Genomic DNA, 13936 nt, shown 5'->3' with positions numbered 1-13936 from the left:
CGGGTGGTACAACACCGAACGCATCCAGCAACGACTCAAGGGCCTGACCCCGATGCAATATCGGAATCAGACCCTTGAAGCCCTAACCGCCTAGAGTTAAACCAGTCCAACTTTCGGGGGCTAGTTCAGTTCGGCGATAACCTCGCGATCGCCGACGAATGCGCTACCGGCGTGGACACCGCCCTATAGACAAAGAGGAGAAAACGTGACAGAAGATTCCCCTGCTCCATCAATCAGTGCGCGACAATGGATTGGGCTGTGTGCACTGGCCGGAGGATATTTCATTGCTCTCCTCGACCTGACGATCATCAATCTTGCCGTGCCTTCGCTGACACAGGACTTGGGTGCCACCACGGCCCAAGTGTTCTGGGCGGTCAACAGCTATGGCCTGATTCTTGCGCTGGCAATCATTCCGTCAGGCCGCCTGGGTGACCGATTCGGGCACCGACGCCTGTTCCTCCTGGGCACCGTCATCCTGGCAGCAGCCAGCCTCGTCTGCGGTATCGCGAACTCCCCGTTCCTCCTGATCGCCGGCCGCTTCGTTCAGGGACTCGGCGCCGGAATGCTGGTGCCACAGACCCTCACGCTCATCGGAATCACCTTCCCCGAAGCGGCCCGAGGCCGCGCAGTCGGCATCTGGGGATCGATTTCCGGAACCGCCTCCATCATCGGCCCCCTCGTCGGCGGCGTGCTGATCGATGGCCTCAGCTGGCGGTGGGTCTTCTTCATCAACCTCCCGATAGCAGTCCTCGTCGTGATCCTAGGCCTGCGAAGTCTTCCAACCGGGGTCACCCAGGCCTCAAAGTTCGACCTCGTAGGCACCCTCCTTGCAGGCGTTGGCCTCGTAGCGCTCCTCTACGGTTGCTTGCAAGGCCCCCATGCGGGCTGGGACCCGGTGACCATCGCCTGCCTCCCGTTCGCTGTGCTCTGCCTGATCGCGCTTCTCTGGTACGAACGGCGGGTTGATCCAGCGCGCGCGGTCTTTCCAGAGTCTCTCCGTCGAAATTCGCGGTTCATTACTGCCGCGTTGTTTGGTCTTGCCGCAGCCCTGGGTGTGTTCGCCCTGACCTTCCTTGTCTCCAACTACGTCCAATCAGTCGCAGGCCAACCAGCGTTCTGGGCGGGCGCGGTCCTCGCGCCGGCCTCGATCGCGTCCGTCGTCACCGCACCGACCGCTGGCCGCTGGGTGGATGACGGCAAAGCCCGCCTCGTCCTGCAAATCGGGTTCGGCGCTTCCGCGATCGGAACCGCCCTGAGCATACTGATCGCGGCCACGGGGGTTTCATGGCTGTGGCTCTTGGGCGCGACCACCGTATTCGGTATCGGCAACGGGTTCGTGATCGCGCCACTGACGACGGTGGGCATGTCTGCACTCAGGAGCGAGGAGTTCAGTGCAGCGTCATCTCTCCTCAACGTTCTTCGTCAAACCGGTCCGGTGCTAGGCGGGGCTGTCATCGGTCTATTGATCCAGGCCCTTGCTGTCATGCCTACAGCATCAGACCCACTTGGACTCTCTGGTTCGACGGTCGCCTGGGCACTCGGTGTGCCTCTATTGCTGTTTGCCCTTGGCCTCGTCCTCTATTCCTTTGCCCCCAGCCTGCTGTTGACAGTAGAGAAACGAACCGGCGGTTCGGCAGAGCGTTAGCCCGCACGTAAAGAGCGCGCGACCAACCTAGTGGTGCCGAGCGTCTGTGATCTTATCCGACGGGCATGTACGTACGTCGCTGGACGCCCGTCAACGGGTCCTACCGCCGATGCCAGGGCGCTCTCGTTGGGAGAGTACTGTGAACTCCAGATTGGACGAATCGCTTTTCCCAGACAACGCCGATTCGGTTGATATTGCGTTCACACAGGTCTCAAGAGCCTCCAAGGAACCAACGCGAGTCGAGGTCAAGCTTCCAACCCTCTCCAGTCGCGTTGCAGCACCAGGATACGTTAATCAACGGTCGCGATCACCCGTGTGCTTCAGCGACTTATTTTGGCCTGATCATAATCTGCAGTCGCCCAAAGCGAATTATTGAGATGGCATCACTGCCGGTTAATCCATCGTTGCCAGAGAGGAATCGATCGGCCCGATCGAGCACTCGTTTCAACGCGGCATCTTCATCCTCAGCGACAACTTTCGCTTTTTGCGCGTCACGCAGAGCCTTTCGAGCATCTCGAACTGCTTCTATATTGACTCGATGCCAAAGCCGGGCGCGATTACCGCGCGCTACGCAGTATGTCAAAGTTGGCAGCGCCCCCACAAAAACGAAGATCGCCACGGCAAGGGCTGAACGCCACCAGGCTGCTGACCGAAGATCGGTAAAACCAAATCCGTACCAGAGCGCACCAAGGAGCAGTATGACGAACCCAAGAAGCGGCTACACGAATCGCAGGGGAAACTCCGCCAGGGCGGCCATGTAAACGGAGGACGAAGCTCGAGTCGATCGCAGGAGGCCTGTCGTTGCGGCAGCTTTATCGAGAACCCCAAGAACTCGCTTTGCATCGGACTTTCTCGATATGTTCAGCGAGTGACCAGGTAAATCGCGCTCCCACTGACTCAATCGCTTTTCCAGGAATTCCGGCGACAATGTTGCCCGCCTAGCATCTTCCGAGTATTCCTCGGCTGCAGCCCGTATGGTAAACGGATCATTCGCCAACTCAGATGGATCGCCAACTCCTTTGATTGCCGACCTGAGTGTCACAACCAACGCGAACCCGGCGGCGAAGAAGGAAGCAACTCCAGCGTACCGATACCAAAATGGCTCGCTCAATCTCAAACCTTCATAGAAGAACGACGCCGAAATGCTGACGAGTAAACCTGAGACGAGTGCCCCCAGTGCAGGGGCGAAGATGGTCTGGTTCTGGTTCGCAGCAAGTCGGATATACGTAAAGGTCCTATGCTCGGGTGGACGGATAGTGCGGATCGTCGCAAGCTCCAAGATTCCGGCAAGAAGATTGACGATAACGAGCAGCCCGCCCGTGCCAATGAGTGCAGTTACAAAGCTCTCCATTGCCCCCCTTTCTTACGCGCGTATTAGATGAAGCCCTGCGTTCCGATCTGAGAGTAACGCTATTCTGCGTCCTCGACTTGGAAGATTCACAGACGCTGCAAGGTTCGCTCTACTTGAGCGAACGTCATCTCGGCCGTAGAGCGCAACTCACCGACAGTCGCGCCATCCCGGCCTCGCTGAGCCATGCCCTGCAACACGGTTCCTACGAAGCTGGCTACAGCCGCAGGATCAACGGTTTCGGAAATTCGTTCTGCCTCGAGATCGGCTCGTAGGACGGCTTCAATTCGCTTGATGTTTGAATGACGGTACGCCTCAAGCTTCTCTTCAACATCGCGATTTGCATCCGTTACGCAGGTTGCAGCGCTGACGATCAGACACCCTCCCGGCCCACTCCTATCGGCATATTCATTCGATGCCTCAAAAAGCAGTCGATGAATCAGAGATAGAGAGTCTTTCTCCTCCTCAAGGGCAAGCGAAGTGAATCGTCCCTTGGTGTTCAAGTAGCGCTCTACGACTTGGTCAAAGAGCTGACGCTTGCCGTCAAAGGCCGCATAAAGACTCGATGCCGTAATCCCGATTGCTCGCGTCAAATCGGCAATAGAGGTGCCTTCATATCCATGTCGCCAGAAGACTTCCATCGCATTATCTAGCGCCGCCTGGGTGTCGAACCGTCTACCTTGGCCGCGCACACCGGCCATAAGGGACCGCCTCCCATCGCATGTCATCGGGCGACACAATCATACGCCGCTTCCTTGGAGACGTATGTGATGCTCGCCTCGGGGTCATCATCCTCACACTCGTGTAGCGATCATTCCACGAATGATGCTAGCCTCGTACGGGGGAAGTTCCTGTGCCGACCGGACGCCCCGCCCCCCTGAGCAGACAACCGTCGGCGTCGTTGTGCCACGGCGCCTGAGCACCTCCATGCCCCTGGCACGCGGCTTAGCTCGAACACCAACAGACTTGGAGACCCAGATGGCAGAACGTCACACCCAGAAGGAAGGACTGTCGCGAGCGACCACTCGAGACGGCGTCGACCGCTGGACCGTGCGAGCAGTCCACGAGGTCACGTACGACGTAGTCGCTGCGCAAGCGCTCTTCGACGTCACGAACCCCACGCTGGCCACGGCAGGTGCGATCCCCGCCGCGGACGAGCGTTCGCGACGGCTCATCGTCATCGACGAAACCGTCGAACAGCTCTACGGGAACCAGGTCCGCGGATACTTCACCCGCCACGGCGTGCAGGCCACGTACCACGTCCTCGAGGCCCACGAGATGGTCAAGAACTGGGACTCCGTCGACTCGGTGATCCGCACGATGGCCGCGGCTGGGATCGACCGCCGCAGCGAGCCCGTCATCGCAATCGGCGGAGGGGTGCTGCTCGACATCGTGGGCTTCGCCGCCAGCATCTACCGCCGGAGCACGCCCTACATCCGCATTCCGACCACATTGATCGGCCTCGTGGACGCCGGCGTCGGTGTGAAAACGGGAGTGAACTTCGGCACGGGAAAGAACAAGATCGGCAGTTACGCCACCCCGGCCGTGACCTACGTGGATCGTTCCTTCCTGCGCTCACTCAATCGACGGCACCTGTCCAACGGTATGGCAGAGATCCTCAAGATCGCGCTCATCAAGTCCCGCCGCCTGATGTCGCTCCTAGACACCTATGGACGCGCCACCCTCGACGATGGATTCGTCGGCAGCACCCCCGCCCTCGCAAACGCGGCAGACGACATCATCGGAACCTCGATTCACCTGATGCTCGAAGAACTCCAGCCCAACCTGTGGGAAGCAAACTTGGAGCGGTGCGTCGATTATGGCCACACCTTCAGCCCGACCGTGGAGATGAAGGCACTGCCTGAGCTTCTCCACGGGGAAGCCGTCTGCATCGACATGGCACTGTCCAGCGTCCTGTCGTTCCACCGCGGACGCATGACGCACCACGAGCTGGCCCACGTGCTCTCCACGATGCAGGCTCTTGACCTGCCCATCTGGAACAGCTCACTCGAAGAGCCCGGTGTCCTCGACGCCGCCCTGGCCGACACGGTGCGTCACCGCGGCGGACAACAGCGGATCCCGCTGCCCCGTAGGCATCGGCGATCACGAGTTCGCCAACGATGTGTCCGCCGACGAAGTCGCGCACGCTCTGCACACCCTGCGGACGGTCGCCGAGCTGCAGGCAGGAGATATCGCCACAGCGTTAGAGCCCGAATACGACCTGGTCTTGAAGGCATGAGGTGGGACAGCCTCTACATCGGAGGCCTCGGAAGCTACCTGCCCAGCACCGTGGAAACAGCCGCCGACGCTGTCACAGCCGGGCGTCTAACCCAGAATGAACTGGAGAAATCGCGACAAGTCAGCGCCGCCGTGGGACAGCCCGAGGAGTCCGCTCCGGTGATGGCGGTTCGTGCAGGCCGCGTCGCACTGGAAGAGTACGGCGCGGAGCACCCAACAGAAGCGAGCCCTGAGCTCATCGTTCACGCAGTCGCCCTCCACACCGGCCTCGAGGCATGGAACGGGGGCGCCTACATCGGCAATGAGCTCGGCTTCCCCGAGACTCTCGCTATCGAGATCCACAACACGTGCGCCGGCTCCATCGTCGGCATCGACCTGCTCGCGAGGCGCCTCGATAATGAAGGCTACGGCATACTCACCGCATCAGATGTGTGGCGTCTGCCCATGTTTGACCGGTGGGCCACAGACTCGGGCCTGGCATACGGCGATGCTGGTGCTGCCATCGTTCTTACACGATCCGCCGGGCCGTTCCAGGTGCTGTCGACCGCGCTGACACAGAACTCACGCTTCGAACAGATGCATCGCGGTAACGCTCCGCTAGATCTTCCGGAGTACCGAGAACCGCTCCCCTTCAGCATGCGCGCCAGGTCAGCCGACTACGCACGCACCTATGGCCTCGAATCGTTCTGGAAGGCAAACGCCGAAGGAGTCCAACGATCTGTGGACCAGGCCCTCGACGACGCTGGCATCGACCTCGCCGCTCTTCGTGCATGGTCAGTCCCTCACTTCGGCGAGACGCTGCTACGCCGACAGTGTCTCGAACCCCTCGGCCTCGCACCCACGGACACGACCAGCCGGTTCGGTTCGCAGATCGGACACACCGGTGCAGCCGACCCCCTCCTTGGCCTGCAGCATCTGCGGAGCGAATCCGCACTCACACCCGGCGACCACGTCGCCCTGATCGGAATTGGCGCAGGTTTCACCTGGAGCTGCGCAGTTCTTCGCTACCACGGATAGGAAAACACATGAACTCACATACCAGCGAGTCCACCACGAGCAAGACCCCCGTCAATATCAACCTCGCCATCACCTGGATGCTCCTGGGAGTATTCGGGGTCGGAACCGTCGAATACCTCGTGGCCGGTGTTCTGCCCCAGATCTCCAGCGATGTCGCCGTCACGGAAGCGACCGCCGGACTCCTCGTGACCGTCTACGCCCTCACCGTCGTCATCGGCGGGCCGCTTCTGACGATCATCACCTCCCGCGTCCGACGCATCCCCCTGGTCCTCGTGCTCATGGCATTGTTCATCGTCGGCAACATATTGACCGCCGTCGCACCGAACTTCCCCGTACTGGTCATCGCTCGGGTGATGACCGCGCTGCCGCACGCGACGTTCTTCGCACTCTGTCTCGTTCTCGCAACCACACTCGTAGAACCCGAATTCCAGGGCCGCGTCATCTCCCGCATCACACTCGGGCTCAATCTCGCGACGGTACTGGGCGTCCCCCTGGGAACACTGGTTGGCAACCAGTACGGATGGCGGTCCTCGTTCCTCATCATTGCGGGCATCCAGACCCTCGTCACCGTCGCTCTTGTGCTGACGACGCGACGAGCACCAGAGCGCACCTCGGGCAGCATCTCGGCAGAAGTACGGGTCTTCGGCCAGGGCGAGGTCCTCAACGCTCTTGGCCTAACCATGCTGAGCCAGTCCGGGCTCTTTGTGCTCTTCACCTTCATCGCACCGTACCTCGGGCAGCATGCCGGATTCAGCCCCAATGTCATCACCGTTCTCCTTTTCGTCTTCGGCGTGGGGTCTATCGCTGGCAACATGCTCGGCGGCTACTTCTCAGACCGGAACATGAACGCAACGCTGTACATCGCACTGGGTTCGCTCGCTCTTTCTCTTCTCCTACTTTTCCTCTTCGGCAACCACACCTGGTTCGCCGCACCGTGGATGTTCGTGGTCGGGGCAGCTGGGTTCTCGATCATTCCCCCGCTGACGTCGAAGCTCATCGGCGCGGCAAGCAATGCCCCAAACCTTGCCACCACGGTGAACATCGCAGGATTCCAGCTCGCGAACGCCGCAGGAGCCTGGATTGGCTCCACCGCCCTGTCTTTCGGATTCGGGATTGGCGTCCTCCCAGCCATCGGCGCCGTCCTCGCCCTCGCAGCTGCGGCACTTCTGTGGATCACCAACCGTGCGAGCACCTCTCGCGTACGTGACGGGAGCGCAGAATGAAGGCAGCTCTCCTCACTGGCACGCGAGCCGCCGTACCCCGCGAAATTCCAGACGCTGTGCCGGCGGGCACAGATGAAGCGCTGATACGGATCGCCTACGTGGGGCTCTGCGGTTCCGATCTCGAGCTCTACCACGGGACATCGAAGTACCTCCGCGCCGGGCAGACCACCTACCCGCACCACTTCGGACACGAGTGGGTCGGCACCATCGAAGAGCCTCCCACCGGCCCAAACGCGGACCACCTCAAACGCGGAACGGTCGTCACCGGTAGCACCATGCTCTCCTGCCACACCTGTACCACATGCCGATCCGGCCACAAGAATCTCTGCCTCCGTGTCAGGGAGGTCGGCCTGTACGACCACGCCGGTGCCGCGGCAGAACTCCTGACGATGCCCGCACCCGCACTCACGGTTCTCGACGACACGGACTCCGCCGAACCACGCCCCGGCCACGTCCTCGTCGAACCACTAGTCACTGTCCTCGAGGGGATCGCGAAGCTGTGCCCCTCACCGGGCAACCGCATCCTGGTCATCGGCGGAGGAACCATGGGTAGTCTCGCCGCGCTCGTGCTCGCAAGCTACCCGGTCGAGGTTGTCGTCCTCGATCCGACCTCGCCGGCTCACCTCGCACACCTGGGCATCAAGACCGTCACCGGTCTGCCCAGTACCGGCGGCGAGCTCTACGACGCGGTGTGGGAATGCTCAGGAGCCCAGAGCGCAACAGAAGAGACACTGACATGCCTCAAAGTCGGCGGCTGCGCCGTATTCATCGGCGTCCCGTCCGCAGACACGCGGCTCAACGTCTCCGAACTCGCACTCAACGGACAGAGCATCCTTGGCGTCCGGCACGGTGTCGACCACTATCCCGCGGCAGCCGAGTTCATCCGCCAGCATCCACAGCAGATCGACCAGCTTGTCGACCGCGTCTATCCGCTCACCGAGGTCAGCGCGGCGTTCGAAAGGCTCGAGCAGCCTCGCGAACGGCCGAAGGTGGTGCTGAAGATTGGATGAGCAGCGTACTGCCCTTGTCACAGGAGCAAGCAGCGGAATCGGAAGCGCCATCGCCCGGCGACTCGTCCACGACGGCGCCCGAGTGCTGGTCGGCTACCATTCCGGACGCTCACGGGCGGAGCAGCTCTGCAACACCCTGAATACCAGCAACGTGGGTGAGGCAGTTCCCGTACACATCGACCTGACCGACCCGAGGAACATTCCGAGTCGATTTGACGAGCTCACAGCGGAATTCGGACCCGTTCACCACCTCGTCAATAACGCAGGGGTTAATGACCGATCGCCAGCGCTGGCACTCGACTACGCTCGCCTGGAAGAGGTCATAGCCGTCAACCTCTCCTCGCCCCTCCTGCTGTCCTCGGCAGCAGCATGCTATTTCGTGGCCAACGACGTCACTGGTTCTATCGTCACCGTCACATCGGTACACGACCAGATCCCGATAACGGGAGGAACGCTGTACTGCGCTTCCAAGGGCGGGCTGGCAGTAGCGTCTCGTGCTCTGGCTCTCGAGTTCGCCGAACATGGCATCCGCCTGAACTTGGTGGCGCCCGGAGAAACAGCGACCCCGATGAACGGAACCCCGCAAGATTCGGACGGGGAAATCGTCGAACGTCCGGCAATTCCGATGGGGCGAGTCGGCCAACCGGCCGAGATCGCCAACGCAGTCGCCTGGCTCCTCAGCCCCGAGGCCTCGTACATGACGGGAGCGACACTCTACGTCGACGGGGGCCTCATGCTCACCGCCGCCGAAGAAAACGCCAAGGCCGCATCCACACCGATCACCTCCACGAAAGGACACACTCATGAAAGCAGCAACAATCCACCACACAGGATCCGCCTCGGAGATCCAGATCATTAACATTGCGACACCAGACGTCGGGCCTGGCGACATTCGGGTGAAGGTAGGAGCGGCAGCCGTCAACCCCGTCGACGTGAAGACCCGATCCGGGTTCCTGAACATGGACCTGAGCTTCCCTGTAATTCTCGGCTGGGATGTGGCCGGAACTGTCGATGCCGTCGGCTCCGACGTGTCACGGTTCCGTGAAGGAGACCAGGTCATGGGGATGGTCGCGCAACCAGCGCGGGACCAGGGAACCTACGCCGAGTACGTGAGCGCACCCCAGGAGCTGTTCGCACCCGTCCCCACCGGGGTCAGCATGCAGCAGGCCGCCGCTGCGCCCCTGACCGTACTTACGGCCGCGCAGATGTTGAGCAAGCTTGATCTGCCTGATAAGGCACGCGTTCTCGTCACGGGGGCGGCCGGAGCGGTCGGACGAGTCGCCGTGCAGTGGCTACTGCAGGCCGGACATCGGGTTAACGGACTGGCTCGTCTCAGCGACACCACTGACCTCACAGCCCTCGGCACCGAGGCAGTCTACGACTCCACGAACAGTCTCCCCGACGCGACATTCGACGCGGTCATCGACACCGCCGGAATCGCAGAAGCCATCGCGAGCGTGCGCGATGACGGCCAGTTCATCTCCATCGCCGACAACACCCAGCCCCAGCCCGAGCGCGGAATCACCCCGACGAAGAGCTACGTCCAGGAAAACGGTCGACAGCTCGCCGAGATCGCAGATCAGCTGGCACAGGGCACACTTTCTGTGCCTGTCGGACGGACTTATCCGCTCTCGCAAGCTGCCGCCGCTCATAGCGATTTCGAACGTGGCGGCCTCCGCGGAAAGGTGCTGCTGATCCCATGAGCCAACCGCAACAGATCACGCTGGCCGTCCCCGACGTCGACGCCGCCGCTCGGTGGTTGGCCTCCATTGTCGGAGGGCCGACAGGTAGTGGACCCGTCTTTGCGTTCGATCCGGGCGTGGAAGTCAGGCTCACGGCCTGCCGCGCAGCACGCAGAACGCCACCGTCGATCACCGATCTGGGAACGCTCCACCTGTGCTTCCGTGTCGACGGGATCAACGAGGTCGTGGACCGAATCAATGGCCTCCCCGGCACCGAGGCTCTCGGCGACATCATCGAGACACCAGACGGTCCGATCCAAGGCAATAAGTGGATCTACTTCCGGTCGCCCTGGGGAAGCCTCTTCGAGCTTCAAGAGTGGCCGGACCCGCCCGCCTACACCCGTGAGAACAACGCACGCCTGTACCACGAGCACCCACGACAGAGAGCCGGGGCGCTGCCCGGTATCCGCGGTCTCGACCATGCCGGATACAGCGTCGCGAATCTCGACTCCAGCATCGCCAACCTAACGGAGAAGGCTGGTGCACAGTACGTGCTCGGCACCTCACTGACGGTGGACGAGGCGTTCACCCGCCGTCAGTTCGGCATCGACGTGGCCTGTACGTCGACAATGGCCATGGTCGTCGCAAGCGGCCTCAACATCGAACTCTTCGAACACGGGGTGGGCGAACAAGAGTCACCTCGCGGCATCGATGAGGTCGGTGGACACTCACTCGTGCTCTCCGGCACCCCGTGGGCGTCAGACATCGCAGACGTGAAAGCGAAGTAGCTCCGATGACCCATTTGGAATGCTCCGCGCTACTGTTCGATCTCGACGACACACTTGTCCTCTCCACGCCGTCTATCGAGGCGGCGTGGCACGGGTTCGCAGACCGGCACGGCCTCGACTTCGAAAAGGTCCGCACGCTGTTACCCGGGCGGCGCGGCCGCGACATCCTCGCCGCCATCATGCCGACGATGACCGACGCCCAGATCGCCAACGAACTCGACACCATCCGCCGGAGCGAGATCGCCGCATCCGGGACCATCACGCCGGTACCGGGAGCAGAAGCCCCCACGCGCGCACTTCCCAAGAATCAGTGGGCAGTCGTGACTGCAGCCCCAGAATGGTGATGGAAGCCCGGCTCTGCGGCGCGGGGCTGCCTATCCCCGCGGTCACGATCTGTGTAGAAGATGTGATCGAAGGGAAACCATCACCGGGAGGGTTCCTGGCGGCCACGCGTCGCCTCGCAGTCGACTCTCGACACTGCCTGGGATTCGAAGATTCGACCGCAGGATTCCAGGTGCTGACGGAAGCGGGAATCAACCAGGGCCATTCTCGACATAATGGAACGCGACAAGGAAGACATCGAGTACGTTCGAGACCGGCCAGGGCACGACCGCCGATACGCACTTGAACCACGAAACTGGAGGCAGGACTCAATTGGGCGCCTCGATACACTGAATTCCGCGAAGGACTCCAGCAAACGGTCGAGTGGTACAAGACTCATCGCGAGTGGTGGGAAGAAGTCAAGGACGAAGTCGAACAGGAGTATCACTCGCACGGCCAGTGACTTCCACGGGTGGAAAGCGGAGGAGGTATGGCTCGGCATCCCAAGAAGAAGCGACACCCACCGCGTCGTAGCCCGCTGTGCTCCGAAACCGGCAAGCGTCAGTATGGCGACTACGGCGAGGCCGCGCGCGTGGCGTTGCGTCGATCACGGTATGCTGGACCGTTGCGTATCTATGAATGCCCCTTGTGCGGCTCGTGGCATCTGACGAAACGACGCAGCTGGGACGGAGCGGCGCCCAAGTCCTAGCATGCCTCTGGCTATAGGCCGCGACTCAGGTCTTTCCTGGAAGTGCTGTGGGATGGTCGTACGGGGGAGGGTGCTTCCTTCGCCTGGGCTCTGCGGAGCGCAGCGGAGGCATACCGGTACTCGACAGCTTGCTGGGCCGACGTGATCCTCTTGGCCGCTCCCAGGGGCTTCGGATCAGCGATGCCGTAGCGGTGCCGATACAAGGCGACCGTCGTGGCGTGCCCCATCCACACGGTACGGGACCGTGCGTCATCTCCCGGTGCGCCGAGCCGCTTGATCCACGACTCGCCCTCGCTGATCGCGTAGTGGAGCAGCCGTCCCGCAGCCGATTCGACGAGCTCCTGCCGCTCCGCGAGGGCGGCACGCATGTCTTCGGAGACAGGCTCGGCCGGTGTTGGGATGAGCCCGGCGACGCGGTGCCGGTTCCCGCTGCGGCGAACAGCCTGGTTCAGCGTGACCCGATCGAGCCACGCGGCGAGTTCGGCGGCGGGGTCCGTGTCGTCATCGGCGGGCTGGATCTGCGGGGCGAGCGCGGTCAAGGCCGCGGTGACGTCGTGGCCGGTGGCCTCGTGCCGGGCGAGGGCGGCTTCAAGGTACTCGTAGTACGGGCTGGTGAACACCTCATCGGCGATCTCCCCGGTAGCGAAGGGCGCGACGTCGAGGAGTGCTTCCCACCGGTCGGCCTGGGCTTCGCGGGCGAGGAGGTCGTACTCGTCCAGCAGTGTCGAGAGGGAAGCGTGCTTGTCGGCCTCGAATTTGCGGGTCTCGGTGGCCGAGAGATCGGCGTCGCTGCGAGCGAGCACCCGTGCGAGCTGCTCGACGCGGGTGAGTTCCTCGGGCGGGTCGAGGTGGGGTTCGATCTCGTGCGGGTCCGGCTGGATGATGTAGGCGTGGTTCTCGTGCATGCCGCGGGTCAGTCCGACGTAGAGCAGTTCCCGGGAGGCGGTGTCGGGGTCGACGAGGGTGTGCGCGGTGTCAACGGTCGAGCCCTGAGCGCGATGGACCGTGGACGCGTAGCCGAGCTCGAGATGCTCCCGCACATACTTCGCGGGCAGCACGAGCCGTCGCCCGCGCGGAGTATCACCTTCGCCGAGCCGTCGCACCACCAGCGCCCCGTCCTTCCGGTGAGCGATGACGTGCCAGCGGTCTCCGTTCTTCACCCACGACTTCCCGGTTGCGAGGCGGCGTTCGTTGCGGCGGGTGACGACGAGATCGCCGACTCCGGCCGTGGTGCCGTCGTGCAACGCCGCCCCAGTCTCGTGCACGAGGCCTGCGGCGATGAGGTCGGCGCGGGCACGCTGGTTGAGCTCGGCGACCATCTCCGCGTTCCCGGCGAGCATGAGCGTGGACACCCCCCTGATCGCGGTCGTGCTGCCAGGCGTTGTAGACGGCATCGAGCATCGCCTCGAGATCCCCGTCATGGAGCCGCCTCTCCTCTTCGTACGTGTCGAGCACCGCTCGCTTGCCGTGCCGGAGATCCCGGGAGGCGGCCTTCTCCCAGTCGTGGACGAACCGGCGCACGGTGTGCAGCTCCGGCGCCCGCCGGCGGGCGCGCACGAGCATCCCGAACGCCCCACCCGTTTCCACCGAGGACAGCTGTGCCCAGTCCCCGACCAGCACGATCTTCGCTCCGACCTCGGCAGCATGCGTGGCGAGTCTGTCCAGGGTCAGGGTGCCAGCGAGGGAGGCCTCGTCGACGATCACCAACTGCCCGGCCCGCAGATCCCACCGGCCTTCGTCGTGTTCGTAGAGGAATTTCGGCACGTTCTCCGCCTGTACCCCGAGCGATTCCCCGAGGACTTCAGCCGCGGTCGCTGACGGCGCGAGACCGATCACCGAGTCCCTCCCGTGACGGGCGGTCCAGGCCCGGTGCAGGCCACGCAGCGCCACAGTCTTCCCGGCACCGGCCGGCCCGACGAGCACATCGAGGCCGCGCCCGGACGTCGCGATCGCGG

The 13936-nt window shown here is 62.7% G+C and carries 13 protein-coding genes and 1 pseudogene; 9 read left to right on the top strand and 5 right to left on the bottom strand.

The features are described from left to right. The coding region (locus QKE30_RS03120) for an IS3 family transposase (protein WP_143323230.1) at nucleotides 1–94 on the top strand (94 nt) is incomplete at its 5' end. Nucleotides 95–205: 111 nt separating this feature from the next. Continuing rightward, entirely contained in the window at nucleotides 206–1645 is a 1440-nt protein-coding gene (locus tag QKE30_RS03115) for a DHA2 family efflux MFS transporter permease subunit (RefSeq protein WP_347934070.1), read from the top strand. A gap of 328 nt (nucleotides 1646–1973) precedes the next feature. Here QKE30_RS03115 and QKE30_RS03110 read toward each other — a convergent pair whose 3' ends face one another. The 3 genes from QKE30_RS03110 to QKE30_RS03100 all read right to left on the bottom strand — a co-directional run bounded on the left by QKE30_RS03110 (nucleotide 1974) and on the right by QKE30_RS03100 (nucleotide 3694). Further along, the gene (locus QKE30_RS03110; RefSeq protein WP_297667281.1) at nucleotides 1974–2264 is read right to left on the bottom strand and encodes a hypothetical protein; all 291 of its coding nucleotides are present in this window, start codon (nucleotides 2262–2264) and stop codon (nucleotides 1974–1976) included. Nucleotides 2265–2363: 99 nt separating this feature from the next. Continuing rightward, nucleotides 2364–2996: a hypothetical protein gene (locus QKE30_RS03105; RefSeq protein WP_297667283.1), complete on the bottom strand. Its 633-nt coding sequence runs from the start codon at nucleotides 2994–2996 to the stop codon at nucleotides 2364–2366. An 86-nt stretch (nucleotides 2997–3082) separates the two neighbouring features. Continuing rightward, nucleotides 3083–3694, bottom strand: a complete 612-nt coding sequence (locus QKE30_RS03100; protein ID WP_297667284.1) for a TetR/AcrR family transcriptional regulator — start codon at nucleotides 3692–3694, stop codon at nucleotides 3083–3085. 277 nt (nucleotides 3695–3971) lie between these two features. Here QKE30_RS03100 and QKE30_RS03095 point away from each other — a divergent pair, with 277 nt between their 5' ends. The 7 genes from QKE30_RS03095 (at nucleotide 3972) to QKE30_RS03065 (ending at nucleotide 11295) form a co-directional block, all read left to right on the top strand. Further along, a complete protein-coding gene (locus tag QKE30_RS03095) occupies nucleotides 3972–6248 on the top strand; it encodes an iron-containing alcohol dehydrogenase (RefSeq protein ID WP_297667286.1) in 2277 nt (758 codons plus the stop codon). Nucleotides 6249–6256: 8 nt separating this feature from the next. Further along, the gene (locus QKE30_RS03090) at nucleotides 6257–7471 is read left to right on the top strand and encodes an MFS transporter (protein ID WP_297667287.1); all 1215 of its coding nucleotides are present in this window, start codon (nucleotides 6257–6259) and stop codon (nucleotides 7469–7471) included. Next, complete coding sequence (locus QKE30_RS03085; protein WP_297667289.1) at nucleotides 7468–8481, top strand: alcohol dehydrogenase catalytic domain-containing protein; 1014 nt, start codon at nucleotides 7468–7470, stop codon at nucleotides 8479–8481. The genes QKE30_RS03090 and QKE30_RS03085 overlap by 4 nt, the downstream gene beginning before the upstream one ends. Continuing rightward, nucleotides 8474–9340 (top strand): SDR family oxidoreductase, encoded by an 867-nt coding sequence (locus QKE30_RS03080; RefSeq protein ID WP_297667291.1) that lies wholly within the window; start codon nucleotides 8474–8476, stop codon nucleotides 9338–9340. The genes QKE30_RS03085 and QKE30_RS03080 overlap by 8 nt, the downstream gene beginning before the upstream one ends. After that, on the top strand, nucleotides 9285–10184 hold the full coding sequence (locus QKE30_RS03075) for an NADP-dependent oxidoreductase (RefSeq protein ID WP_347934069.1): 900 nt from the start codon (nucleotides 9285–9287) through the stop codon (nucleotides 10182–10184). The genes QKE30_RS03080 and QKE30_RS03075 overlap by 56 nt, the downstream gene beginning before the upstream one ends. Before the next feature lie 224 nt (nucleotides 10185–10408). After that, nucleotides 10409–10951, top strand: a complete 543-nt coding sequence (locus QKE30_RS03070; RefSeq protein ID WP_297667294.1) for a hypothetical protein — start codon at nucleotides 10409–10411, stop codon at nucleotides 10949–10951. 5 nt (nucleotides 10952–10956) lie between these two features. Then, nucleotides 10957–11295, top strand: coding sequence for a hypothetical protein (locus QKE30_RS03065; RefSeq protein WP_297667296.1), 339 nt, complete (start codon nucleotides 10957–10959; stop codon nucleotides 11293–11295). Between the two features lie 697 nt (nucleotides 11296–11992). On the opposite strand, the gene QKE30_RS03060 is transcribed toward QKE30_RS03065, so the two are convergent. Together QKE30_RS03060 and QKE30_RS03055 are read right to left on the bottom strand one after the other, a co-directional pair. Next, on the bottom strand, nucleotides 11993–13321 hold the full coding sequence (locus tag QKE30_RS03060; protein WP_297667298.1) for an ATP-binding domain-containing protein: 1329 nt from the start codon (nucleotides 13319–13321) through the stop codon (nucleotides 11993–11995). 130 nt (nucleotides 13322–13451) lie between these two features. Next, nucleotides 13452–13904 (bottom strand): annotated as a pseudogene (locus QKE30_RS03055) (AAA family ATPase); the annotation flags it as partial. Nucleotides 13905–13936: the final 32 nt, after the last annotated feature.

The organism is Corynebacterium sp. c24Ua_83 (assembly GCF_039907245.1).
Taxonomy (GTDB): Bacteria; Actinomycetota; Actinomycetes; order Mycobacteriales; family Mycobacteriaceae; genus Corynebacterium.
Note: the sequence above shows the minus strand (reverse complement) of the source record. Positions and strands in the feature narration are given on the sequence as shown.

Coding starts and splice junctions, on each gene's coding strand:
- QKE30_RS03105 (WP_297667283.1), bottom strand. CDS start 2,996: ATGGAGAGCTTTGTAACTGCACTCATTGGCACGGGCGGGCTGCTCGTT.
- QKE30_RS03100 (WP_297667284.1), bottom strand. CDS start 3,694: ATGGCCGGTGTGCGCGGCCAAGGTAGACGGTTCGACACCCAGGCGGCG.
- QKE30_RS03095 (WP_297667286.1), top strand. CDS start 3,972: ATGGCAGAACGTCACACCCAGAAGGAAGGACTGTCGCGAGCGACCACT.
- QKE30_RS03090 (WP_297667287.1), top strand. CDS start 6,257: ATGAACTCACATACCAGCGAGTCCACCACGAGCAAGACCCCCGTCAAT.
- QKE30_RS03085 (WP_297667289.1), top strand. CDS start 7,468: ATGAAGGCAGCTCTCCTCACTGGCACGCGAGCCGCCGTACCCCGCGAA.
- QKE30_RS03075 (WP_347934069.1), top strand. CDS start 9,285: ATGAAAGCAGCAACAATCCACCACACAGGATCCGCCTCGGAGATCCAG.
- QKE30_RS03065 (WP_297667296.1), top strand. CDS start 10,957: ATGACCCATTTGGAATGCTCCGCGCTACTGTTCGATCTCGACGACACA.
- QKE30_RS03060 (WP_297667298.1), bottom strand. CDS start 13,321: ATGCTCGCCGGGAACGCGGAGATGGTCGCCGAGCTCAACCAGCGTGCC.